Below are 24,722 nucleotides of genomic sequence, written 5' to 3' on the forward strand. Positions count from 1 at the left end.
GGAAAGCATGTTGGTTCCCCGCAACCGGTCAGAAGAAGGTGAGGACGCCGCCGCTGACGCGGTAATCATCCTCCACCAGGGACAAAAGCCGCCATTTGTCGAAGGTGGTGCAGGGGTGGGAGATGCCGAAACACACCATGTCGCCCACCCGCAACGGGCTGTCGTCGGGCAGTGACAGGTAGCCATGCTGGTCGTTCATCCCGATCAGACGATGGTCGGTCAGCAGCAAAGGCCCCGCCCCGCCGATGCGGTGCCAGGCGACGGGCATGGGCAGGTCGATATCGGTGCCGGCATCGCGCTTGCCCAAGGTGACGATGGCGCGGCCGGGATCGGGCCGCGACTGCACATAGGCCCACAGCTCGATCGCCGGACGCGGGGCCGGCGCCAGGCCCGCCAGATGCGGGCTGCGTTCCAGCAGCCTTTGCCACGCCCGTTGCGCCCAGCCATGGTCATGGGTCAGATAGCAGCCGCTGCGCAGCACGATCTGCACGGGGGACGACAGGCCGATGGCCCGCATGGCATCGGCCGCCATGTCGTAATAGATCGACCCGCCCGCCGACAGCAGCACGGGGCCGGGCCGGAACCAGCCCTTCATCTCTACCGCACGCGCGACCTGGCCCATCAGGGCGAACAGTTCGGCGATGCGCGCCTCGATCGCCGCGTCGTCGGAGCCGGGCAGGATGCCCTCGTAACATTCGATGCCGGCCAGGGACAGCAGATCGGGCACCGAAGCCACGGCAGCAGCCACGGCCAGGGCATCCTCCAGGCTGCGCGCGCCCGTGCGCCCGCCCGACTGCCCGACCTCCAGCAGCACATTCAGCGGCCGGGTCGGGGCGGCGGCGCGCAGATGCCGGACCAGCAGGTCGACACCGTCGAGACTGTCCACCAGACAGTAGAAATCAAAATCCGGATCGCGGGATATCTCCGCCGCCACCCAGGCGACATCCGGGCGCGACAGAAGCTGGTTGGCCATCAGGATGCGATTGATGCCGAAGCGGCGGTATGTCGTGGCATGACCGATATTGGCCGCCGTGACGCCCCAGGCACCGTCGGCCAGCTGGCGATGGAACAGCTGCGGGCACATGCTGGTCTTGCCATGCGGGGCCAGCGACAGGCCGGTCTGCGCCAGGAAAGCCCGCATCCAGCCGCTGTTGGCGTCCAGCGCCGACCGGCGCAGCACGGCCGCCGGCAAGGGCAGATCACCCGCCAGCAGGTTCCAGCCCTGCCGCCCCATGTCGCGCAACGCGAAGGGGGCCGTGCCGGCCGGAATGCCCTTGAACCGGTCATCGATCTCCATGTCTTCCAGCATCATCCCTTCCCTCACATTCTTATCCTTGTCGCCATGGCCGGCCGGGCCTGCAGCTTTGCCAGCAGATAGGCCGCCACCGCCAGATCCTGCGCCACGATGCCCACCGATTTATAGAGCGTGATCTGGTCCGCCCCCGTGCGCCCCGGCACCGTACCGGCCAGCACGCCGCCCAATTCGCCCCTGATATGGTCGTTTGTGATCAGCCCCCGCCCCAGCGCATCCTGGATATCGCCACCCAGGGCCAGGGCCGACGGCAGATGGTCCACATAAAGCCGGCCGCGCGCCAGCAATTCGCCATCCACCTCCCGATGCTGGGGGAAGGAGGCGCCGACAATGTTTACATGGGCTCCCGCCGGCAGCCAGGGACCGGACAGGATCGGCTCCGCGGCGGATGTCGTGGTGCAGATGATGTTGGCCGACGCCACGGCATACCGCACGCTGGCGGCGGGTTCGGCGGACAGCCCGTGCCGGTTCCGCATGTCGCGGCAGAAGGCGACCGCCTTGTCCGCCGACCGGCCCCAGACCGACAGGTGCGTCAAGGGCCGCACCAGGCCGATCGCCTGCACATGCCGCCGCGCCTGCTCGCCTGTGCCCAGCAGGGCCAGTCTTCCGGCATCGGGGCGGGCCAGTGCCCTTGTGGCCACGGCACTGGCGGCGGCAGTGCGGATGGCGGTGATGGCACCGGCATCGAACAGGCCGACAGGGGCGCCGTCCACCGCATCGAACAGCAGCACAGCACCCCGGTGCGAGGACAGTCCGGCGGCGGTATTGCCGGGAAAGGCCGTGGCCACCTTGATGCCGAAACAGGCCGGATCATCGATGTAACCCGGCATCATGCCCAGCAGCCGGCCGGAACCGGGCAGGTCCAGCCGGCTGCGCGGCGGCTGGCGTACATCGCCCAGCGCCATGCGGGTCATGACCCCGGCCACGGCCTCAATGGCATCTGCCATGGGCAGCAGCGCCTCCACCCCGGCCGCATCCAGCACCGCCAGGCTCATAGCGGGTCCAATGGCCAGACGGGCCGCTTCAGGTGTTGAAACCGGATGTCGCGGAAGCCCAGGTCGATGCCGCCGGGCGTATCGACATAGAGGATTCGATCTGTGATCGAAACGAAATTGCTGAAAAAATGCACCGTGGATTTCGGCACCAGAATTCGTTTCGATAAAGGATCAATCCCTAGTTCCGTATAGACATCCGGGCTGAAGGTCTGGCTGCGCCCTTCCGTCACCACCACATCCACTCCGCCGATGCGGATGGCGGCCGCCCCGCCGATGGGCAAAGGCGGGGTTTCCACCGCGCAATGGCGCTGCACCCCGTCATCACGCAAGGCAAGCACGGTGGCCGTGCCGGTGACGGGTTCGCCCGAACAAGCCTCCCGCCTGCCACCGATGCGGGCCTGGAACGTACCGCCGATCCCGGCGGCCCAGGCGGTCTCCACCGTTTCCGAATCATGCAGCAGCCCGACCGCCGCCCCCTGCACCCCCGCATCGATCAGGCCGCGCAGGATATGGGTGGCGTCACCCGGCGCCCCGCCGCCGGGATTGTCGCTGCCATCGGCCAGGACGAAGGGCGGGCCCGGCGGTGCCGTCGCCACGATGGCCAGCGCGTGGTCCAGCGGGATCGGCCGCAGGGCCAGTTCCTCCCGCTGCCGCCAGAACCGGGTCGCGATCTCTTCCGCCGCTGCCTGGGCCTGGGCCGGGTCACCATCGGCGATGGCCAGGGCCCGCGCCCCTGCCTGTTCATGGTCACCCCAGGGGAAGCCATGGATCAAGGAGACGGACAGGATGCCATCCCGCCCCTCCATCTCCACCATCCAGTCGACGAAACCAGCCATGGCAGGCCGCACCGTGGGGAAGGCGCCAATGACGGGTACCGCCACCATTTCCATGACCGGCCGCACCTGTCCCAGCGCCGTGGCCAGGGCCAGCCGGTACAACTCCCCCGCCCGTGCGGCGACATCGGTATGGGGATAATGCTTGTAAGCCACCAGCAGGTCGCAGCTTTGCAGCAGGCCCGGCGACAGGTGGCAATGCAGGTCCAGAAGCGCCCCCACCACCACGCCCGGCCCCGCCAGATGGCGGATATCATCCATCAGCACCGCCTCGCAATGCGTGCCGTCGTCGGCCAGGGTGGCGCCATGCAGGTTCATCAGGATGATATCCACCGGCCCGGCGGCGCGCAGATCATCCAGAATGCGTGCCCGCAGCGCCTGCCAGCAGGCCAGTTCCAGCGGGCCGGTGGGCGGGGCGAAGGCGATGGTGCCGCCAAGCACCTGATGCCCGCCAGCCTGGGCCAGGGCCGCCATGTCGCTATGGCCATTGGTGGGCGTGGCCATGCGGGGCTCGGCACCCTCGCGATACAGGCAATGGAGGGCGAAATCGTCCAGGGTGGCGCGGGCGGTGACGAAACTGTTCACCTCGCACCCGAAGCCGGCGATGAAGATGCGCATGATGGTCATCCGAAGGTTCAGGGTACGGAGAGGACGAACTGCCCGTTCGCCGCCAGCAGCCCCAGATAGAGGCCCAGCAGCAGGATGAACCCGCCCTGGCCCCTGGATCGGAACCGCCCCAGCAGCGCCGCGACGCCCAGCAGCAACGCCGACAGCCAGGGCAGCAGGAATGCCGGCCGCAGGCCCAGATAGCCCATGCCGTAGAGCAGGTCCCATTGCGAGGCGGCGGCCAGGACCAGCCCGATCCAGACCGGGAAGGCCAGGATGCCCAGCGCCGACAGAGCCAGCATCACCGACCCGGCCCGCAATGCCGGCCGGCGGATGGCGGTGATGATGCCGTACAACAGGGCCGCCAGCGCCACCGCCAGACCCGCCAGCAGCAAGTGCAGCTTGATCGCCGACTGGCGGTACCAGGGAAGCGGCAGGGCCGAGAGGTTGTAACCGGCAATGTCCAGATGGAGGGTGCTGACCGAACCCGATCCGTCGCGCACCACCGACAGGATGCGGCCGACGCGGTGACTTTCATCGTCGGGAAGCAGGCTGTACCGGTCGGGGGCCGTTTCCACGAACCGATGGCTGGTGCCGCCATAAAGGCCCGGCATGGACAGTGTCAGCACGCCGTCGGCTGCGGCGGTCAGGCGGAATTCGCTCAACATCGACAGCATCAGCAGCGGATCGGGATTGGTGAAGCGGAAATCCTGATAGGTGCCGGCGATGGCGGCCGCGTCGGCGGCGGCACTGGGCAGTGCCACGGGTGCCGCCACCGTCTCCGGCAGATATTCATTCTGGAAGGCGGTCAGGAAATCCCAGGGCAGAAAGCCGCCATCGCCGGTAATGGCCAGGAAATAGCCGAAACCCTGTGCCGGGAACAGGCGCAGGTCGGTGGAAAGCCCCCGCTGCCCGCCGGAATGGCCGACAACCAGGGTCTCCCCCACCTGCTGTCGCTGCCAGACCAAGCCCAGGGACGTGGCGATATCGGGGTTGCCGCCCTGGTGGCGCAGCAATTCGCCGATGCCGGCGGCCGGGATCAGGGCCGTGTCGCGACCCGCCGCCCCTGCCAGATAGGCCATCATATAGCGGGCCATGTCGCTGGCACTGGCCTGCAGCCCCGCGGCACCGATATTGAGGGAATATTCGGTCGGGGCTGGCACCAGCACCCCGCCGGGCCCGACCTCATAGGTGCGGGCCGGCCTGGCGGCGGGATCGGTGGCGGGGGCGGCCCCCGGCAGGTTGAACCGGCTGTTCTCCATGCCCAGCGGCGCCAGCACCTTGTCGCGCAGCAGCCCGGCATGGTCGCGGCCCGTCACCTGTTCCAGCACGCCCGATGCCAGAGCGGTGCCGAAATTGCTGTAGGAATGCACCTGTCCCGGCGGCAGTACCGGGGTGGGCTGACGCGCCGACAGATATTCCTTCAGCGGCAACAGGCTGCCGGGACCCCAGGCGGAACTGCCGATCATGCGGTCGGGGATACCGGTGGCATGGGTCAGCAGGTCGCGCACCGTCACATCCCGTTCGCCCGCCTGTTTCAGGGGGAAGGAGAGATGGCGCTGCACGGGATCATCCAGACCCAGCCTTCCTTCCACCATCAACTGCGCCACGGCGGTGGCGGTGAATGTCTTGGTGATGGAGGCCAGGGGAAACATGGTATGGTCGATTTCCACGGGCAGGCCGGCCTCCCGGTCCGCCATGCCATAGGTGCGGGCATGGAACACCTGCCCATCCTTGACCGCGATCAGTACCGCCCCCGCTACCGGCCGTTCCGCCAGCTTCGTGAACAGCACCCGATCGGCGAAGGATGCGAATTGCGCCGGGTCGGTCGGCATATCCGCCAAGGCCGGCGATGAAGCCAGCAGAAGGACCAATCCCATGATCGAACGCAGCATCGTCCCAGCCCTTCCCCTTGCAACCAAGTCACAGGATGATTGCGCCATAAAATGATATTGTTTTCAAGTTCAGTTTTTGGCAATCTCAATTCCGACAGGTCCTGCGGAGCCATCCATGCGTATCCTGGTCGTCGGCGCCGGCATCATCGGTGTCACCAGCGCCCATTACCTGCATGCCCAGGGGCATGAGGTCACCATCATCGATGCCGCACCCGCCGTGGCGGAAGGGGCCAGCCACGCCAATGCCGGGCAGGTGAGCTGGGGCTATGCCAGCCCCTGGGCGGCCCCCGGCATTCCGGTGAAGGCGCTGCGCTGGATGTTCGCCCAGCATCCGCCGCTGCTGATCCACCCGTCGGCCGACTGGCGGCAATGGCGCTGGCTGGGCTGGATGCTGCGCAACTGCACGCATGAACGGTATCAGCGCAACAAGATTTGGATGCTGTCGCTGGCCCGGTACAGCCAGCAGGCGCTGGCCGCTTTACGGGCGGAGACCGGCCTGCGCTATGACGACCGGCAGCAAGGCACGCTGCAATTGTTCCGGGCGCAGAAAGCCATGGATGCCTCGGCTGCCGACAGCAAGGTGCTGAGCGACCTGGACATCCCGCATGCCCTGCTGTCCCCCGATGAATGCGTGGCGCGGGAACCGGGACTTGCACACATGCGCGACCGGCTGGCCGGCGGCCTGCTGATGCCGGGGGACGAGACCGGGGATTGCCGCATGTTCACCGAATTGCTGGCCGACAGGCTGCGTCAGGCAGGTGTCACCTTCCATCTGGACACCTCCGTCGACCGGGTGGTGCGCCATGGCGACCGGGTGACGGGGCTGGTACTGGGCGACCGCATGCTGGCGGCCGATGCGGTGCTGATTGCGGCGGGGTATGAGACGGCGGGGCTGTTGCGCCCGCTGGGGCTGGACCTGCCGGTGATGCCGGTGAAGGGCTATTCGGCCACCGTGCCCATCACGGACCCAGGCAAGGCGCCCGTTTCGACCATCCTGGACGATCATCACAAGATCGCCGTGACCCGGCTGGGCGACCGTATCCGTGCCGCCGGCATTGCCGAGTTGGCGGGACCCGACCGCACCCTGACGCCGCAACGCTGCGACACGGTGCGCCATGTCGTGGCCGACCTGTTTCCGGGGGCTGCCGATATGGGTGCCATCCGCTTCTGGACCGGCCTGCGCCCGATGACGCCCAACGGCGTGCCCATCGTGGGGGAAAGCGGCGTGAAGGGGCTTTATCTCAATACCGGTCACGGCACGCTGGGCTGGACCATGGCCTGCGGGTCGGGACGGCTGGTCGCCGATATCATCGGCGGGCGCCCGGTGGCGATCGACGCCGCCCCCTATGCCTGGCCCCGGCCCTTTGCCGAATGAAGGACATGATGCGCAAGGATCATCCGCTTCGCCAACCTGCACAACGCCTGTCGCTGGCCCTGGCCGATCTGTGCCGGCAGGGCACGACCGGCGCCGTTCTGGGCCTGTCGGTGCCGGGACGCGACCCGCTGCTGCTGGCGGCGGGCCATGCCGACCGGGCGGGCACCGAACCGGTCACGCCGGACCACCGTTTCTGCATCGGCAGCCAGAGCAAGGTGTTCACCGCCGTGACCGCCCTGTCGCTGGCGCGGGCCGGGCTGCTGGATATGGACCGGCCGGTGGGCGAATATGCCCGCGACCTGCGCCATGGGACCGGGGTGACGATGCGGCAATTGCTGACCCACCGGTCCGGCCTGGGCAATGGCCATGCCCTGCTGACCCCGCCCAAGCGGCTGCCGACCCGCGACTTCACCTTTGATGAGCTGGAAACCCTGTCCCTGGCCGACGGGCGGCATTTCCCGGCGGGCGAGCGGTTTGAATACAACAATTACGGCTACGCCCTGGCCGCCCATGTCATGGGCTGTGCCACGGGACAGGATTATGGCCGGCTGCTGCGCGACCGGGTGCTGGACCCGCTGGGGCTGGCGCGTACGCGCCTGGGGCCGGGAACTGGGCCGATGGCATCGGGCTATTTCCGGCCCGAGGGGGCGACAGATCCCGTCGATGTCAGCCAGGGCGGCGACCTGTGCTGGGCCGGTGCGTCGGGTGCCATGGTGTCGGACGTGGCGGACCTGCTGCGCTGGTATACAGCGCTTCGCGACGGACAGGCGGGCGGCATCGGGCTGACGGATTGTCTGGCGACACAGGTTGCCGATCCCAATCCGGGCATGCGCACCGCCTATGTCATGGGCCTGGAGCGGCGGATGTTCGGCGGCATTCCCTGCTGGGGCCATGGCGGCAAGGTGATGGGCTATCTGTCTGCCGGCTTCATCGAGCCGGAAAGCGGCATCGTGCTGGTGCTGCTGACCAATCTGGCAGAGGCGGCCAACGCTGACCTGACCGCGACCATGATGCTGATCCAGTCGGTGGCGTCGCTGGCGCTGGCCGCCGGCCTGGACGGGGTGGAATGATGATCATCGACATCCCCACCCTGCCCCGGCTGGGCGATTATCTGGGCCATTACGCCCATCACACACCCGACAGCGATGCCGCCGTGCTGGACGGGCGGCGCCTGTCCTATGCCGGGCTGCATGCGGGCGTGACGGCGGCGCAAAGGGCGCTACTGGCGCTTGGTTTGCGGCCGGGAGACAGGGTGGCCATGCTGGCCCCGCCCTGCCCCGCCTTCTGGACCCTGTTCCTGGCCGTGTCCGGCATCGGCGGCATCTGGACCGGGCTGAACCCGAAATACCGCGCGGCGGAATTCGCCCATGTGCTGGCCGATGCCGCACCGGCGCTGGTGATCACCGTGCCGCATTGGGGTGGGCGCGATTATCGGGCCGAACTGACGGAACTGGCGGCCGATGTGCCATCAGTGCGGCGGGTGCTGTGCCTGGAAGGCGACAATCTGCATCCCGACCTGCTGGCCATGGGCGACGGCCTGTCCCCCACCCTGCTGGCCGCCGCCAAGGAACTGGTGACCCCCGACAGTCCGGCTCTGATCGTCTATACGTCCGGTTCCACGGGCAAGCCCAAGGGGGCGGTCCTGCTCCAGCGCGGGCTGGTGGAATGTTCCCTGGTACAGGGGGAACATTTCGGCGGGCCGGGCATGCGCATGCTGAACAACCTGCCCATCAACCATATCGGCAGCGTCGGCGACGTATCCTGCGCCACCCTGGTCCAGGGCGGGGCCATCATCTTCATGGAAGGGTTCGATCCCGCTGGCATCGTGCGGGTGCTGGATGCGGAGCGGGTAACGGTCTGGGGCCAGATCCCCACCATGTTCCAGCTGGTGCTGGACGATCCGGCCTTCGCATCCGCCCGGCTGGACCATCTGCACGACATCGTCTGGTCAGGGGCGGCGGCACCGGAAGGGCTGGTGCGGCGGCTGGCTCTGCTGGGCAAGCGGCTTGTCACCTGCTTCGGCATGACGGAGACGACAGGCAACATCACTTTCACCAAGCCCGATGCCGACATCGCCACCCTGGCTGGCACCATCGGCTGGCCCGATCCGCATTATCAGGTGCGGCTGGCCGATGCGGATGGCAATCCGGTGCCCGACGGCACCGCCGCGGAAATCCAGGTGCGCGGCGGCTGGGTCATGCAGGGTTATTTCAACCGGCCTGAGGCGACGGCGGAAAGTTTCACCGCCGATGGCTGGATGCGCACCGGCGATCTGGCGGAAATCGTGCCCGGCCTGGGCTGGCGCATCGTCGGGCGGCTGAAGGAGATGTTCAAATCCGGCGGCTACAACGTCTATCCGCGCGAGGTGGAACAGGTGATCGAAGCCCACCCCGCCGTGGAACTGGCCGCCGTGGTCGGCGTGCCCGACCCGCTTTACCGCGAGGTCGGATACGCCTTCATCCAGCCGCGCGCCGGCCATCCGCCACCCGACGCGGCGGCATTGGCGGCGCATTGCCGGGAGAACCTGGCCAATTACAAGGTGCCCAAACGCTTCATCCTGTCCGATACCCTGCCCCTGCTGCCCATCGGCAAGCTGGACAAGCAGGCGCTGAGGGTACAGGCGGCGGGTTTGGCGGCAGGTGGCGTAGGCCAGGTCGAGGCGCAAGCCGAGCCCTGACAGCATTGCTTTCAATCCGTTTCTGTCAGGGCTCGCCTCCGGCTCGACCTGACCTACGGATGCCTTGAACGCAACAGCCCTTGCCTTAAAAATGAAATTGTGTTCGATTTCTAAAAAAATACCATGCGAAGAGCCGGGACCACCGGCATCCACAGATCAGAACAAGGGGGTTTCAATGGTTCGGGAAAGCAAACGGGTACGGCTGGCATGCGCCTCCACCCTGGTCCTGCTGGCGGCCACCGCCGCGCAGGCGCAGGAGGCAATCCTGCTGGAGGAGATCATCGTCACGGCACAGCGGCGCATCGAAAATCCGATGGATGTGCCGCTGTCCATCACCGCCATTTCCGGCGATGCGCTGGACCGCGCCGGCATCGGCACGGTTGATCAGGCCATCCGCCTGATCCCCAACGTGTCGCTGGACAATAACAACTCGCTGCGCTCCGGCCGCGTCTCCATCCGCGGCATCACCTCGGACGTCAACAATCTGGGCACCGAGGGCAGCGTCGCCGTCTCCGTCGACGGGGTCTATCAGGGTCGCGCCACCACGCTGAACAGCGACCTGATCGACCTGGAACGGGTGGAGGTGCTGCGCGGACCACAGGGCACGCTCTATGGCAAGAACACCACCGGCGGCGCCATCAACATCATCACCCAGCGCCCGGCGAAGGCGCCGGAAGCGGCGGCCGACATCCGCTTCGGCAATCACGACACCCGGCGCTACCGCGCCACCGTGTCGGCCCCGCTGGGCGATATCTTCGCGTTGCGCGCCTCGGCCTCCGTCACCCGCCGCGACGGGCTGCTGACCAACAGCTTCCAGGGCCGCAAGGTCAACGATATCGACAATGAAACCGGGCGCCTGACGCTGGAGGCGCGGCCGTCGGAAGTGGTCACCATCCGCCTGTCCGCCGATGGCAGCCGCGATGACGGCACCGGCGACAGTAAGTCGGTGCTGACGCTGGGCGGCACGGTCGGCGGCTTCGCCCAGGCCGTGGGCGTGCCCCTGACAGTGCCGCCCTTGTTCGACCGCGTCACGGCGTTCGACGCGCCCAATAACGAGAACCGCCGCACCTGGGGCACGGCCGCCACCATCGACTGGGACACGGGCGAGGATACGGTCACGTCGATCACCGCCCTGCGCGGCTTCACCTTCGACAATCAGAGCGACAATGATTTCACACCGCTGTCGCTGGTGCAGTCGGGCCTGCGGGAGAAGCAGCACCAGTTCAGCCAGGAGCTGCGCTATGTCGCAGCGGAGCGCGACAATTTCCGCTACACGGCCGGGCTTTATTATTTCCACCAGATCCTGAAGGGCAATCAGGTCGCCTCCGTCGGTCCGCATTTCTCCCTGCTGACCGGGGTGATGACGGGCGGGGCGCTGGTGGTGCCGGCGGGGTCCGTGGCCCCGGCCTTCGTGCGCACCGAAACCGACAGTTACGCGGCATACGCGGAGGGCACCTATGACCTGACCGAACAGTTCAGCCTGACCGCCGGCCTGCGCTACAGCCACGAGACCAAGGATGTCCGCCACGACCAGTCGAAGGTGAACCCGCTGTTCGTGCCGCTGGGCTTCCCGCCGCCCATCCCGGTCTTCACCGCCGGGCTGAAGGAGAACAATGTCTCGCCCAAGCTGACCGCGCAGTACCGGTTCAGCGACGACACGATGGCCTATGCGACGGTCAGCCGTGGCTTCAAGGGCGGCGGGTTCAGCACCGGCCTGATCAACAGCGCCGCCGATACCGAGTTCAAGTCGGAAAAGGCCACCAATTACGAACTGGGCCTGAAATCCACGCTGATCCCGCGTCGGCTGAACGCCACGCTGACCGGCTTCTACCTGGATTACAAGGATCTGCAGGTCTCAACCTTCGTCACCAACCGCTTCATCGTCTCCAACGCCGCCAGCGCCACCAGCAAGGGCGTGGAACTGGAGCTGGAATTCAAGGCGACGCAGGAACTGCTGTTGCAGGCATCGGCGGGCTATCTGGATGCCAGCTATGACGACTTCACCAACGCCCCCTGCCCGGCCGGCAGTGCCGCGCGCACCTGCGACCTGTCGGGCAAGCGCATGTTGCGCGCACCGGAATGGACCACGACCCTGACCGCTGACTATGAGCGGGAGATCACGGCCGGCATCAACGGCTATCTGCGCGCCGACTATACCTACAAGTCCGGGCAGTTCTTCACCCTGGAACAGGACCCGGACCTGTCGCAGTCGGGCTATGGGCTGGTGGGCGGCAAGGCGGGGCTGCGCTTCAATGACGGTGCTTATGAACTGTCGGTCTATGCGCAGAACCTGTTCAACCGGCATTACATCAATGGCGGCGGCACGGGCATCCCCTTCTCCGACACCAAGGGCGTGACGCTGGGCGACCCGCGCCTGTGGGGCGTCGAATTCAAGGCCCGCTTCTGATGCGCGATGCCGGCCCGCCCACCCCGCACCTTGTCATCGACCGCGACGTCCTGGACCGCAACCTGGACAGGATGCGATCCATCGCCGACCGGCACAGGGTGCAACTGCGCCCCCATATGAAGACCACCAAATCGGTGGAAATCGCCCTGTTGGCGCAGGGTGGACGGGCCGGCCCCATCACCGTTTCCACCCTGCGCGAGGCGCGCTATTTCGCCGAATCCGGGTTCACGGACATCCTCTATGCCATCACGGCCACCCCGGCGCGGGTTGCGGAGATCGCCAGCATCGGCACCCGCATCACCATCGTGGCGGAGGATGCGGCGACGGCGGCACAGGTCGGGGCGGCTTGCGTCACCCGCGGCGTTACCCTGCCCGTCCTGATCGACATCGATTGCGGCTATGGCCGTTCCGGCCTGCGGCCCGACGATCCGCAGTTGTCGGCACTGGGACGCCTGATCCATGACCATCCCGGCCTGATCCTGGCCGGCGTGATGACCCATGCCGGTCAGGCCTACGATTGCCGCGGGATCGACGCGGTGCGCGTGGCGGCCCGGCAGGAGGTGCGGGCCACCGTCGCGGCGGCCAACCTGCTGCGGGCCCATGGCCTGCCCGTACGCAGCGTCAGCATCGGATCGACGCCGACCATGCTGGCGGCACAGGACCTGACCGGCATCACGGAAATCCGCCCCGGCAATTACCAGTTCCTGGACCTGACCCAGGCTGCCATCGGCGTCTGCACCCAAGGCGACATCGCCTTGCGCGTGGTGGCGGAACTGTTGAGCCATCACCCGTCCGGCCATGCGCTGATCGATGCCGGCGCCCTGGCCCTGTCCAAGGATACCGGCGCCGACGGGCATTACGGCATCGTCGCCCGCATCGGCGACAACCCCGCCCCACCCGGCCTGTTCATCGCCAAGGTGGCGCAGGAACAGGGCTATCTGCGCGGGCCGGCGGGGCTGGATCTGCCCACCCTGCTGCCGGTGGGCACGCGGGTGGAGATCCTGCCCAACCATGCCTGCATGACCGCCGCCGCCCATGATTTCTATCACGTCCGTTCCCCCGGCCGGCCCCCCGCCCTCTGGCGGCGCGCCAATGGCTGGCACTGACAGAGCACAAGGAAAACAACAATGACCGAGAATGCCCGCCCGCATATGGACCAGTTGCCGGACCTGATCGGCATGGAGTTGGGTGTATCCCGCTGGATCACGCTGGGCCAGGAGGATAACGACCTGTTCGCCCGCGCCACCCGCGATCCCGACCCGCTGCATATCGATCCCGACTGGGCAAGGCGCGAGGGGCCGTTCGGCGGTACCATCGTCTTCGGCTTCCTGACGCTGGGCATGCTGACCCATCTGGCCAATGATATCGGCCTGCCCAGGGGATCGAAGTACCAGCTGAATTACGGGTTGAACCGCATGCGCTTCGTCTCCCCCGTGCATGTCGGATCGCGCATCCGGCTGCGCATGGTGCTGGCGGAGGTGAAGGAACATGCACTCGGCATGCTGATCACCAACAACTGCACCATCGAGATCGAGGGTTCCGACCAGCCGGCCATCGTGGCGGAATGGCTGGGCGTGCTGGTGCGGGAGGATTAAGGGAAATGCGGAAAGTCTGAGCTGCCGGGGTGACGGTAGAAAGAATGGCAATGAAGGTGCCCAAGGGCATTGTAGAAGTGTCAGCACAAGCGGAGCGGTGCTAACTTATCCTTCTGCCAAAGCTAGCGCTCCTGGTCCGTGCGTGCAGCCAGCGATCTCGCCAAGCGCTCATTCTGTCAGAGAAGGGCGCGGGTCGGCGTCCGCCTTTGTTATGCGGGCACGAATGCTGGCCAAACGTTCAATATTCCGCATCTTCACCCCCCCCCCCGCTCCTGCGTGGATGGTAACGCAGAGCATTGTCCCATACCATCCACACAAGCAAGGGGGAGCCCAATTACGGCTTCGCCGGCAGCAGTTTCAGGAACCGTGCCGGCGTCACCGTGCCTGGTGCCGGCTTCATCCCCTGCAAACGTGGCGAAACCAGCAGCTTGCGCGACACCTGCAACAAAGGGATCACCGGCGCCTCCTCCATGGCCAGCCGTTCCGCCTCCCCCAGCTTCGCATACATCTGCGCCAGGCCCGGCTGTTGGCGTGCTTCCTCCAGCAGCCGGCCGAAGGTGGGGTTGCGGTACCCCGGCCCAAAGCCGCCGCGTTCTCCGTCCAGCAGTTCCAGATAGGTGACGGGCAGGTCGGAATTCCAGCCGTTCAGTGCCAGATCGGGATAATCCCGCGCCCGCAGATGCGCCACGACCGACTTGGTTTCCTCGTTGCGCAGATTGGCGGTGACGCCCAGCTTCTGCTTCAGCATGGCGGCCACGGCGATGTTGATCTGGCGGAACCGGTCACCGGTGGGATGCAGGATCTCGATCACCAGCGGCTTGTCCTTGCCGTAGCCGGCTTCGGCCAGAAGCTGCCGCGCCTTGGCGTCGCGTTCCGCCTGGGTCTGTTTGGCCCAGGACAGAACCGGCTGCGTATAGCCTGGAATGCCCGAGGGCACGAAATTATAAGCCGCGATCTCCCCGCTGCGCAGCACCTTCTGCGATAGGGTTTCCCGATCAATGGCCAGGCTGATGGCCTGTCGCAGCTTGACCTGCACGCTCCATGGCTCGCGCGTCAGGTTGGGGCTGAGATACAGCACCCCGGCGCTGGGATAGACCATCAGCGCGTCCCCCCATTCCGCCCGCACGGCATCGAGCTGCCCCGGCGGCACGGAAACCGTCATGTGCAGATCGCCGGTGCGGAAGCGCTTGAACTCCGTCTGCTGGTCCTCCGTGACATGATATTCCACGGTTTCGGTGGGCACCGATGCAGCATCCCAGAAATAGGGGTTCTTCTGCAACCGGACCAGCGCCTGCGGCTCCCGCGCCACGGCCACATAGGCACCGTTGGAGATGGGCAGCGGTGGGGCGTTGGTCCCCTTCTCCAGGCTGGGCCGGTGCACCGGGCACAGCATATGTTGCGGCAGGTAGGCGGCGAAATCCGCCTGCCGGCGCGACAGGCGCACGGTGAAGGTATGCGCTTCCGGTGCCGCAACGCCCAGCGTTGCCGGATCGGCTTTGCCCTGCAAAATGGCCTGGGCATTCTCCACATTCAGCAGCCGGTCGGCCGTGGCCGCTGCCGTGGATGGTGTGACAAGCCGGCGCCAGCCGGCCACGAAATCCGCCGCCGTCACCGCACTGCCGTCCGACCAGCGTGCATCGGGCCGCAGCTTGAATGTGTAGGTCAGCCCATCGGCCGAAACGTTCCAGTCCGACGCCACGCCCGGAGTGGCCTCCCCCGACGCGCCATAGGCCAGCAGCCCCTCGCACAGATCATTGGCCACCCGCACCTCGAACACGGTGGATGCCTTTTGCCAGTCCAGGGTGGAGATGTCCGGCCCATTGCCCAGCCGCAGCACCTCCGCCCCCGTCGCAGCAGGAGCCGCCAGGCCCAGTGCCGCCAGCATGCCCATGGTCACAACGCGCATGAAACCCCTCCCGCATCGGTTCCGGCGGGACCGTTTCGCGATTTCCGCAAGGGTCCGGCCGACAGCCCTTATTGACACACCATCGGGCCGATGTTTCAATAGTGAAGTTGCTTTCAATTTCATAAATCGGAGGTCTTCATGTGGTTCAGGTCCCCAGGCCGGCGTACGGTCCTGGTCAGCCTTCTGGGATTGCTTCAGGGCATCACGGGGGCCAGCCACGCCCAGGATGCGGCGGACGGCGAGATCATGCTGGAAGAGATCATCGTCACCGCCCGCAAGCGGCAGGAGAATATCCAGGAGACCCCCGTTTCCGTCACCGCCTTCACCGCCGTTTCCATGGAACGGCTGGGGATCGAGGACATTGCCGACGTGGCCAAGCGCACGCCGGGCCTTCAGTACGGCGATTTCGGCGATGTGAAACTGTCGCCCACCACCCTGCGCGGGGTCATCGGCGGTGCGGGCTCCGCCGGTTCCGACCCCGCCGTCGGCTATTATGTGGATGAGGTGTTCGTCGGCCAGGGGGCGGGGGCCAACCTGGACCTGTATGATATCGAACGGGTGGAGGTGCTGCGCGGGCCGCAGGGCACTTTGTTCGGGCGCAACACCATCGGCGGCGTGGTCAGCCTGACCACCAAGCGCCCAACCCAGGACCCCGAAGCCTCGGTTCAGGCTCAGTACGGCAATTACGATTACCTGCGCCTGGGCGCGTCGGTGTCGGGTGGGATCAGCGAGGCGGTGGCCGCCAAGCTGTCGGTGCTGCGCGAACGGCGCGACGGCACCATGGAAAACATCTTCCTGAACCGCGACGCCAACACCCAGGGCTCGCTCAGCCTGCGCGGACAGGTGGCCGTCACGCTGGGGCCGGATACCGACCTGCTGCTGACGGGCGAATACCGCAATGTCGATCAGCGGCCGCTGGCCTATGAGACCTTGCGCTACAACAACGCCACCACCCTGCCCAACGTCATCGATCTGTTCGGATACGACCGCAATACCGATCCCGGCGACCGCCGCATCCTGCTGGACGATCCCAACAAGGAAACGCTGGACGCCTATGGCTTCGCGGCCCGGTTGGATACCAGTTTCGATGATCTGGACCTGACCAGCATCACGTCTTACCGCTGGCACGATTATTACAGCCGCGCCGACACCGACCGCTCGCCGGTGAAGTTCCTCTATGATGGCGATCCGGAAAAGGTCGACCGCTTCTCCCAGGAACTGCGCCTGGGCCGGGAGGGGGAGGTTTTCGACTGGATGACCGGTGTCTATTATTACCGCCAGGTCGCCCGCAATCAGAGCTTCGTGGAGGTCGGGTCCGATCTGGCCACCCTGCTGGGGGCGCCGGAACTGGCGGGTCTGGTCACCGGGTCGGATGCGAAGATGAAGACCACCAGCCTGGCCGGCTTCGCCAGCCTGACCTGGAAGGCCACCGACAAGTTCGACGCCACCGCCGGCACCCGCCTGACCCGCGATAAAAAGAAGATCGATTACGCCCAGGATGATCCGATCAACCTGCTGGGCGGCACCTCGCAATTGCAGGGATCGGACAGTTGGACGCGCCTGACGCCCACCATCAATGCCCGCTACCGCTTCGATGGCGATGTGATGGCCTATGCCACGGTCAGTTCCGGCTTCAAGAGCGGCGGTTACAACGACGCGCTGGGCGACGCCGACGGCATCGCCTTCGCCCCGGAAAGCTTGTGGAATTATGAGCTGGGGTTGAAGTCCGATCTGTTCGACCGCCGCGTCACCGCCAACATCGCCCTGTTCTACATGGACTGGAAGGATATCCAGATCACCCAGGACGACCCGCGCACCCCGCTCTACGATCCCGTCATCAGCAATGCCGGTGCCGCCCATTCCAAGGGCATCGAGATCGAGGTGAATGCACGGCCCGTCCAGCCCCTGTGGATCGGCTTCAACGCCTCGATCCAGCAGGCGGAATTCGACGAGGGCACGATCCCGGCCCGCCCGCCGGCCCAGCCCATCCGCCTGAACAAGGTGCCGCAATCGCCCAGCTATACCGCCACCCTGTTCGCCGAATATACCGTACCGCTGACCGGCCTGGGCGATCTGTCCTTCCTGGGCGAGGTGGTGGCGCGCGGCCCGTCCTACCTGTCGCTGGACAATCAGGCCGACGGGCGCGTCGGTGCCCACCGGCTGCTGAATGCCCGCGTCACCCTGGCGGCGGACAATGGCTGGCGGCTAGCCTTGTGGGGCAAGAACCTGACCGATGTCCGCTACCACACCCGCCTGTTCGACCTTTATAATACCGATGAGGTCGGGCAGAAGCTGGTGATGCTGGGCGATCCCCGGACCTATGGCGTCGAACTGCGGGTGGATTTCTGATGAGCGGACGCCTGCGCAACGCGATCATCGCCGGCGTGGCGGGCGGTGCCCTTCTAGGCATCGCCGTGCCCGATGCCAAACCCGATGGCTGGAGTGACCAATCCTATTACCTGTCCATGCGCGACGGGGTGCGGCTGGCGCTCAGCCTTTATTATCCCGACGGCACCCCGCCGGCCGGCAAGGCGCCGGTGCTGCTGGTGCAGACGCGCTATGGCCGCGCCGGGGTCTATCTGTCCAACCCCGATTACGGGCGCTGGCGCAAGGCCGGCTATGTCGTCGCCATCATCGATACGCGCGGTTCCACCGCCTCCTTCGGGTCCCGGCTTGTGGATATCGGGCCGGATGAACAGGCCGATATGGCGGAGATCATCGCCCATCTGGCCACCCGCCCCTGGTCCAGCGGGGAGGTGTTCACCCATGGCGTCTCCTACATGGCCGACACGGCTGACTGGTCCACGGCCAGCCCCGCGCCGGCCCTGAAGGGGGCCATGCCCAGGCAGACGGATTTCGATGCCTATCTGCATCTGTTCATGCCGGGGGGCGTATCCAACGACTGGTTCCTGTCCGAATGGGGTGGCTTCACCCAGCGCATCGATACCGGCCGCGCGGGGCGGGAGGATTGGGATTGCGTGGCAGACCTTGCCGACTGCCCCAAACTGTTCCCCGCCCTGCAGCCGGTGGATGGCGATGATGGATATCGCCTGATGCGCCAGGCCGTGACCGGGCGGGAACGCTGGGCGCCCGGCGATTACATGGATGCCCCCTTCCGCGACGATCCCGGCCGGAACGGGCACAGCCTGTTCAATTCCTCTCCGGCATCGGCCCTGGACGCCATCCGGCAACAGCGCAAGCCAGTGCAATATTGGGGTTCCTGGGTCGATGGCGGCACGGCGGAGGCGGCGCTGGCCCGCTACCGTTCCGCCCCGGACGTGCCGATGGAGGTGTGGATCACCGCCAACAGCCACCAGCATGATGTCGGCGCCGATCCCTTCCTCCCCGAACGGCGCGAGCCGCTGCCCGATATGGAGATGCAGTTCGCCCAGAACCTGGCCTTCACGGAGAAGGTGCGACAGGGCGGCAAGCCCGACCGGATGATCCATTATTACGTGATGGGCACCGGCCGGTTCCGCGACACCGATATCTGGCCGCCGGCCGGCACGCGGGAGACCAACTTCCATCTGGCCCCCGGCGGCGCCCTGTCGGCCACACCGGCACCCTCTGGCAGCATCGCCCACAAGGTGGATTTCACCGCCACGACCGGCGACGCCACCCGCTGGTCCACACAGTTCGGCACCCCGCCGGCCTATCCCGACCGGCGGGCGGAGGGGGAAAAGCTGCTGAGTTTCAACAGCCCGCCCTTCGAGGCGGACATGGAACTGGCCGGCACGCCCAGCGTCACCCTGCATGTGGCCAGCGCCACCGCCGACCCGGCCTTCTTCGCCTATCTGGAGGATGTGGCGCCGGACGGGCGCGTCACCTATCTGACGGAGGGCATGCTGCGCGCCGTGCATCGCAAGCCGGCGGACCCGGCCAGCCTGCCCTATGACCAGGGATCGGCCCCGCATTCCTTCCGCCGGGCCGACGCCCTTCAGGTGATACCGGGAGAGGCGATGGAGGTGCGCTTCGCCCTGTTTCCGACGGCCGCCCTGATCAAGCGCGGCCACCGCCTGCGCCTTTCCATCGCCGGTGGCGACGCCAAAATCTTCCGCCGCTATTCAGAGGGCAAGGAGGAGGTGTTCACCGTGCAGACCGGGCCGGCGAATGCCAGCCGGGTCACGGTGGATCTGCGTCCCTGGCGGGATTAGCAGCGCCGGATAAACACCATCGACCCCGCCAGCAGCACCGGCGGCACCAGCAGCATGAATAGGCCGGCCCCCGTCACCTGGGCCTCTCCCGCCATTTGCAGGGTGAGGCCCAGCAGCATGGGGCCGGCCGCCAGCCCCAGCTTTTCCACCGCCGTCCACACGCCGGTGAACACGCCGACCGCCGATCCGCCCTCTGCCCGCGTCAGCCCGGCCAGCAGGGTGAAGGGCAGCACCTGCAAGGCCGCGAACGCCACACCGCACAGCGACAGCAGCCCCAGCATCAAGCCCCAGCCCAGGCCCAACAGGCCGGCCAGCCCCAGCAGGACCAGCAGCAAGGCATAAAGCCCGGCCCCGGCCAGGGCCGCGCGCCCTTCACCGACCCTGCGCCCCACCACAGCCCAGATGGGCGTGGCCAGCACCGTCGACCCCAGCATCACGCCCATGGCGACACCGATCGCCGCCTCCCCCTGCCCCGACAGGCGGGCGGCCAGATAGGGCAATGCCGCGGTGGAACCGCTGGCCGCCGCCATCTGCAGCAGATAGGCGATGGCCAGCGCCCGGAAGCGCCGGCTGGCCCAGGCCTGGAGCAGCGACCCGGCCAGGGACGCTGCCCCTCCCCCGCCACTTGCCGCAATCCCGCCCAAACCCAGCAAGGGCAGCAGCATCGCCAGCAGGCAGAAGCCACCCATGGCCAGCGCCATGGCACCATAGCCCGGCCGATCACCCCCGAACCACGCCACCAGGGTCGGCGCCAGGGCCGCCCCGGCCAGCACACCGGACAGGGAGAACACCATGCGCGCCGCGACCAGCCGCGACCGCCGTCCGGCATCCGCCTCCATCAAGGCCGGCATCCCGACATAGGGCACGGCGAACAGCCCGTTGAAGCAGGTCAGCGCCAGATAGAAACCGGCAACCCAGACGAAGGCACCGGCCATCGGCGCCTGGAACAAGGCCGCGAAACAGGCCGACGCACCGACCGCCCCCACCAGCAGGAAGGTGCGCCGCCGCCCGGTGCGATCCGCCCACAGCCCGACCAGCGGGTCCCAGACAATCGCCCAGCCCTTGGCCAGCAGCAGCGCCAGCCCGATCAGGCCCGGCGCCAGCCCCAGCGTCTGGGTGCAGTAATAAAGCAGCAGCACCGCTGGCACGGTGGACAGCACGCCCGTGCCCAGCGACCCCGCCGCATAGGCCGCGATCAGCGCACGACCCCGCCGCTTACCCTCCCCAAGGTCCATGTTTCTCTCTCCCCGCAAAGCCCGGTATCATTCCCGGACTTGCCAAAGAAGAAATTGAATACTATTTCATTTTCTGTCAACCAGCCGGGAGCGAAGCAACATGCGCGTCTTCATCTGCGCCGATATCGAGGGGGTGGCGGGCGTCGTCACCCGCCAGCAGACGGCGATCAGCGGCTTCGAATATCAGCAGGCGCGGGAATGGATGACGGCGGAGGTCGCCGCCGCGTGCGAGGGCGCCATGGATGCCGGCGCCACGGAGATCGTCATCGCCGACAGCCATGGCGAGGCGCAGAACCTGCTGCTGGACGGGCTGCCCGATCAGGTACAGGTGGTGCGGTCCTGGCCGCGCCCCCTGGCCATGATGCAGGGGATCGAAACGGGGCCGTTCGCCGCCTGCCTGATGATCGGCCACCATACGGGCGTGCATCACGCCGACGGCGTGCTGGCCCATACATTTGCAGGCCTAACCATCGCCGGCCTGCGGCTGAACGGGAATCCTGCGTCGGAAATCAGCGTGAATGCCGCCATCGCCGGCCATTTCGGGGTTCCGGTCACGCTGGTCACGGGTGATGACTTCACCTGCCAGCATGCGCGCGAATTGCTAGGGCCGGGTGTGGAGACCGTGGCCACGAAATACGCCTATGGCCGTCTGTCGGCCCGCAGCCTGATGCCGGCCGAGGCAAGGCGACGCATCAAGGCCGCCGCCGCCGATGCCGTGACCAAGGCGGCCGGCATCGAACCGCTGCAACCGGTCACGCCCCTGGCGGTGGAAGTCCAGTTCAAGAACCACTGGAACGCGGAACTGCTGGCCTATCTGCCCTGCTTCACCCGGCTGGACGCGGTAACCATCGGTTTCACGGCCGAGGATGCGCCGGCCCTGGCCCGGACGCTGAAATTCATCACCAGCTACACACCGGTGCCCTGAAACCGGTGGCGAGGGGGAACCGTAGGTCAGGTCGAGCCGAAGGCGAGCCCTTACAAGCGACGGTGCCAATGAATGTCAGGGCTCGGCTAACGCCTCGACCTGACCTACGGCAATTATGCTTTCAGGCCGGACATGCCTTGGAAATCGCCCAACTGATCGCCGGGTGGGTTGGCCAGGAACACGATGCGGTACCACAGGATCGACAGGAACCGCGCAATGCGCGCCGGGTCCCGGCCCGCGTCCGCCAGATCGGGCACGGGCTGGACGTAAAGGTCGAACAGCGCCCGGTCCACCATGCCGCCCAGCGTATGGGCCAGGGCCACATGCAGGGCCGGGTCGACCCCGGCATCGGCGAAGCGGCGCTGGGTATTGGCCGCCACGCGCTGGCTCCACGCCGCACTCACCTCCTGATAGAAGGCGGCGAAGCGGGGTTCGGAATCCTCCAGCTGCAACAGGCTGCGCATGATGCCCGGCCGTTCGGCATATTGCCGTGCCAGCACCTCGGTCGCGCGCTGCAACGGATCGAACCCGTCCACCCCGCGCTGCCGTCCCTCCTGCGCCATGGACAGGCGCAGCCGTTCCATCATGTCGGTGACCGCCTCCTGCAGCACTTCCATGGCCAGGCTCTCCAGGTCCGGATAATAGTGGTACAGCAGCGAGATGGGCACATCCGCCTCCGCCGCCACATCCACGACGCGCAGCGCCCGGTAGCCTTCACGCTCCAGCACCTGGGCGCAGGCTTCCTTGATGCGTTGACGGCTGCGCGCCCCCCGGTTGGTGACGGCCGCACTACTCTCCCCCTGCGACATCGAATATCCGTGCGGTGATTGTTGCGGGTGCCAGCCTACCACCCCTTGCCTTTGCCTGCCTAGTTCCGCTCCAATAAAATGAACTTGTTTTCAATATCATTTTATGATGTCATCGCCGCCGTTCCCGACAGCGTGGATCCTTTAGAGATGGAAGCCGGTCAGGCCGGCGAACCGGCCCAGGCGATCCGTCGGCGGATCGCACAGATAGAGCGCGCGATGCCAGAGCAGCGACACGAACAGCGCCATATCGTCCCGGTCCTCGGCGAAGACGGGGGCCAGCAGCGGGCTGCGCAGCACCAGGCATTCATAGACGAAATTGTCGACCATGCTGCACAGCGCATGGGCCAGCATCAGCCGCTCCCCCTCCCCCAGCGTCAGGTCGGGGAATTGCCGCGCGATGGAGCGGGCGACCGCCTGGTTCCAGCGCTGCGACATCTCGCGGAACAATTGCTGGAATTCCGGCTCATCCCCGCCGAAGGCGATGATGCAGCGCAGCAGGCCGGGATTGCGGGCATAGAGGTCGATGATCCGCCGGTTCTTGTCCAGGATGCGGTCGAAGGCGGCGCCGGCACTGTCCGCCGCCAGCACATCCTGCACCTCGTCGCGCAACCGGGTCAGGGCCGCCAGCACGATCTGCGGCTTGCCCTTGAAATAGCGGTAGATCAGGCTGGACGGCACGTCGGCTTCGGCCGCGATGTCGGCCAGCCGCAGATCCTGATAGCCCAGGCGGTTGACCATGCTGGTCGCCGCATCGATCAGCCGTTCCCGCGTCTCCAGCCCCTTGCGGGTCCGGGGCAGGCCCGGGTCCCGCTGCACGGCGTTGCGTCTGGGCCTTGTCGTCACGCTTCCCCCACCATCCGGCACCATGCCGACAGCACCAGAATAAATGAATTTGATTCCAATGTCGGTTGGAAAATGCCGACAGGACGCGCACCCGCGCGCAACCAGTTCCCCCTACATCGCAGATTAAGGAGATAACCCCATGTCCATCATCGTGCTGGACCGGCACGCGGTCGAAACGCTGCTGCCCATGGATGAATGTATCGATGCCGTGGCCCATGGCATGGCGCGCACGGCCCGCGGCGGCACGCGCCAGCCGCCGCGCAGCCGCCTGGACCTGCCCCTGCCCGGCAATCTTCTGTCGATGATGCCCGGCTGGATCGATGAACCGGAAGCGTTCGGCATCAAGGTGGTCAGCGTCTTCCCCGGCAATTTCAATGTCGGGCTGCCGTCGCATCGCGGCCTGGTGCTGCTGTTCGAGGCGGTGCATGGCGCCCTGGTCGGCATTTTCGATGGTGGCGCCATTACCGCCATCCGCACCGCCGCCGCCAGCGCGCTGGCCACCCGCCTGCTGTCGCGGCCGGATGCCACCCGTCTGGCCGTGCTGGGCTATGGCGAACAGGCCGAACAGCATGTCGCCGCCATGCTGGTGGTGCGCCCGATCAGCCATGTCGCGGTCTGGGGTCGGTCGCCCGACAAGGCCGCCGATTTCTGCCGCCGCCTGTCGGAAAAGCACGGCATCGATATGGAACCGGCCGCCAGCGTGCAGGAAGCCGTGGCCAAGGCCGACATCATCTGCACCACCACCGCTTCGCGCGAACCGATCCTGCAGGGCGCCTGGGTGCCGGAGGGGTGTCATCTGAACATCGTCGGGTCCAGCTTCCCGCAGAACCGGGAGATCGACGCCGAAACCGTGGTCCGCAGCCGCTTCTACGTGGATTACAAGCCCTCCACCCTGGCGCTGGCCGGCGATTACCAGGACGCCCTGGCCCGGGGGCTGATCGATGAGAACCACATCATCGGCGGTACCGGCGACGTGCTGGAGGGGCTGGCCCCCGGCCGGGGCGACGCGCGCGACATCACCCTTTACAAGTCGGTGGGCATCGTCGCGCAGGATCTGGTGGCCGCCCAGCATCTGCTGAACAAAGCGCTGAACGATCCGGCGGCGCGGGACAGCGGGCTGGTGCAGTCGATCAGGCTGTAAGGGAAACGGCGGGG

Annotated in this window: 18 protein-coding genes; 10 read left to right on the forward strand and 8 right to left on the reverse strand. The window is 66.8% G+C overall.

Translation table 11 applies throughout. The features are described from left to right. Positions 1-28: 28 nt before the first annotated feature. The 4 genes from ACM9HJ_RS04705 to ACM9HJ_RS04720 are packed head-to-tail and all read right to left on the reverse strand — an operon-like array spanning position 29 to position 5,641. Positions 29-1,312 (reverse strand): amino acid deaminase, encoded by a 1,284-nt coding sequence (locus tag ACM9HJ_RS04705; protein ID WP_416570538.1) that lies wholly within the window; start codon positions 1,310-1,312, stop codon positions 29-31. A gap of 8 nt (positions 1,313-1,320) precedes the next feature. Next, the gene (locus ACM9HJ_RS04710; RefSeq protein WP_416570539.1) at positions 1,321-2,307 is read right to left on the reverse strand and encodes an ornithine cyclodeaminase family protein; all 987 of its coding nucleotides are present in this window, start codon (positions 2,305-2,307) and stop codon (positions 1,321-1,323) included. Beyond that, positions 2,304-3,758, reverse strand: coding sequence for a M81 family metallopeptidase (locus ACM9HJ_RS04715; protein ID WP_416570540.1), 1,455 nt, complete (start codon positions 3,756-3,758; stop codon positions 2,304-2,306). The genes ACM9HJ_RS04710 and ACM9HJ_RS04715 overlap by 4 nt, the downstream gene beginning before the upstream one ends. A 17-nt stretch (positions 3,759-3,775) precedes the next feature. Continuing rightward, entirely contained in the window at positions 3,776-5,641 is a 1,866-nt protein-coding gene (locus ACM9HJ_RS04720) for a serine hydrolase domain-containing protein (RefSeq protein WP_416570541.1), read from the reverse strand. 115 nt (positions 5,642-5,756) lie between these two features. On the opposite strand from ACM9HJ_RS04720, the gene ACM9HJ_RS04725 reads away from it, so the two are divergent. From ACM9HJ_RS04725 to ACM9HJ_RS04750, 6 genes are all read left to right on the forward strand, one after another. Then, positions 5,757-7,016 carry a D-amino acid dehydrogenase gene (locus ACM9HJ_RS04725; protein ID WP_416570542.1) on the forward strand — a complete coding sequence of 420 codons (1,260 nt, stop codon included), beginning with the start codon at positions 5,757-5,759 and terminating at the stop codon, positions 7,014-7,016. Positions 7,017-7,021: 5 nt separating this feature from the next. Further along, positions 7,022-8,086, forward strand: a complete 1,065-nt coding sequence (locus ACM9HJ_RS04730; RefSeq protein WP_416570543.1) for a serine hydrolase domain-containing protein — start codon at positions 7,022-7,024, stop codon at positions 8,084-8,086. After that, the gene (locus tag ACM9HJ_RS04735) at positions 8,083-9,693 is read left to right on the forward strand and encodes a class I adenylate-forming enzyme family protein (RefSeq protein ID WP_416570544.1); all 1,611 of its coding nucleotides are present in this window, start codon (positions 8,083-8,085) and stop codon (positions 9,691-9,693) included. The genes ACM9HJ_RS04730 and ACM9HJ_RS04735 overlap by 4 nt, the downstream gene beginning before the upstream one ends. 175 nt (positions 9,694-9,868) lie before the next feature. After that, positions 9,869-12,100 (forward strand): TonB-dependent receptor, encoded by a 2,232-nt coding sequence (locus ACM9HJ_RS04740; RefSeq protein WP_416570545.1) that lies wholly within the window; start codon positions 9,869-9,871, stop codon positions 12,098-12,100. Further along, positions 12,100-13,206 carry an alanine racemase gene (locus tag ACM9HJ_RS04745; protein WP_416570546.1) on the forward strand — a complete coding sequence of 369 codons (1,107 nt, stop codon included), beginning with the start codon at positions 12,100-12,102 and terminating at the stop codon, positions 13,204-13,206. The genes ACM9HJ_RS04740 and ACM9HJ_RS04745 overlap by 1 nt, the downstream gene beginning before the upstream one ends. Positions 13,207-13,227: 21 nt before the next feature. After that, positions 13,228-13,695 (forward strand): MaoC family dehydratase, encoded by a 468-nt coding sequence (locus tag ACM9HJ_RS04750; RefSeq protein WP_416570547.1) that lies wholly within the window; start codon positions 13,228-13,230, stop codon positions 13,693-13,695. Positions 13,696-14,029: 334 nt separating this feature from the next. On the opposite strand, the gene ACM9HJ_RS04755 is transcribed toward ACM9HJ_RS04750, so the two are convergent. Further along, positions 14,030-15,601: a peptide ABC transporter substrate-binding protein gene (locus tag ACM9HJ_RS04755; RefSeq protein WP_416570548.1), complete on the reverse strand. Its 1,572-nt coding sequence runs from the start codon at positions 15,599-15,601 to the stop codon at positions 14,030-14,032. Positions 15,602-15,739: 138 nt separating this feature from the next. On the opposite strand from ACM9HJ_RS04755, the gene ACM9HJ_RS04760 reads away from it, so the two are divergent. Together ACM9HJ_RS04760 and ACM9HJ_RS04765 are read left to right on the forward strand one after the other, a co-directional pair. Beyond that, positions 15,740-17,950, forward strand: a complete 2,211-nt coding sequence (locus ACM9HJ_RS04760) for a TonB-dependent receptor (RefSeq protein WP_416570549.1) — start codon at positions 15,740-15,742, stop codon at positions 17,948-17,950. Continuing rightward, on the forward strand, positions 17,950-19,755 hold the full coding sequence (locus ACM9HJ_RS04765; RefSeq protein WP_416570550.1) for a CocE/NonD family hydrolase: 1,806 nt from the start codon (positions 17,950-17,952) through the stop codon (positions 19,753-19,755). Before ACM9HJ_RS04760 ends, ACM9HJ_RS04765 begins: the two co-directional genes overlap by 1 nt. On the opposite strand, the gene ACM9HJ_RS04770 is transcribed toward ACM9HJ_RS04765, so the two are convergent. Next, entirely contained in the window at positions 19,752-20,990 is a 1,239-nt protein-coding gene (locus tag ACM9HJ_RS04770) for an MFS transporter (RefSeq protein ID WP_416570551.1), read from the reverse strand. The two genes, ACM9HJ_RS04765 and ACM9HJ_RS04770, sit on opposite strands and share 4 nt — an antisense overlap. A 100-nt stretch (positions 20,991-21,090) precedes the next feature. Between ACM9HJ_RS04770 and ACM9HJ_RS04775 the strand changes: the two genes are divergently transcribed. Beyond that, positions 21,091-21,915, forward strand: a complete 825-nt coding sequence (locus ACM9HJ_RS04775; protein ID WP_416570552.1) for a M55 family metallopeptidase — start codon at positions 21,091-21,093, stop codon at positions 21,913-21,915. A 113-nt stretch (positions 21,916-22,028) separates the two neighbouring features. Here ACM9HJ_RS04775 and ACM9HJ_RS04780 read toward each other — a convergent pair whose 3' ends face one another. After that, the gene (locus ACM9HJ_RS04780) at positions 22,029-22,724 is read right to left on the reverse strand and encodes a TetR/AcrR family transcriptional regulator (protein WP_416570553.1); all 696 of its coding nucleotides are present in this window, start codon (positions 22,722-22,724) and stop codon (positions 22,029-22,031) included. A 141-nt stretch (positions 22,725-22,865) separates the two neighbouring features. Further along, positions 22,866-23,591, reverse strand: coding sequence for a TetR/AcrR family transcriptional regulator (locus tag ACM9HJ_RS04785; protein ID WP_416570554.1), 726 nt, complete (start codon positions 23,589-23,591; stop codon positions 22,866-22,868). Positions 23,592-23,706: 115 nt separating this feature from the next. On the opposite strand from ACM9HJ_RS04785, the gene ACM9HJ_RS04790 reads away from it, so the two are divergent. Further along, positions 23,707-24,708, forward strand: coding sequence for an ornithine cyclodeaminase family protein (locus ACM9HJ_RS04790; protein ID WP_416570555.1), 1,002 nt, complete (start codon positions 23,707-23,709; stop codon positions 24,706-24,708). Positions 24,709-24,722: the final 14 nt, after the last annotated feature.

The sequence above is a fragment of the Niveispirillum sp. KHB5.9 genome, assembly GCF_048066115.1.
Lineage (GTDB): Bacteria > Pseudomonadota > Alphaproteobacteria > Azospirillales > Azospirillaceae > Niveispirillum.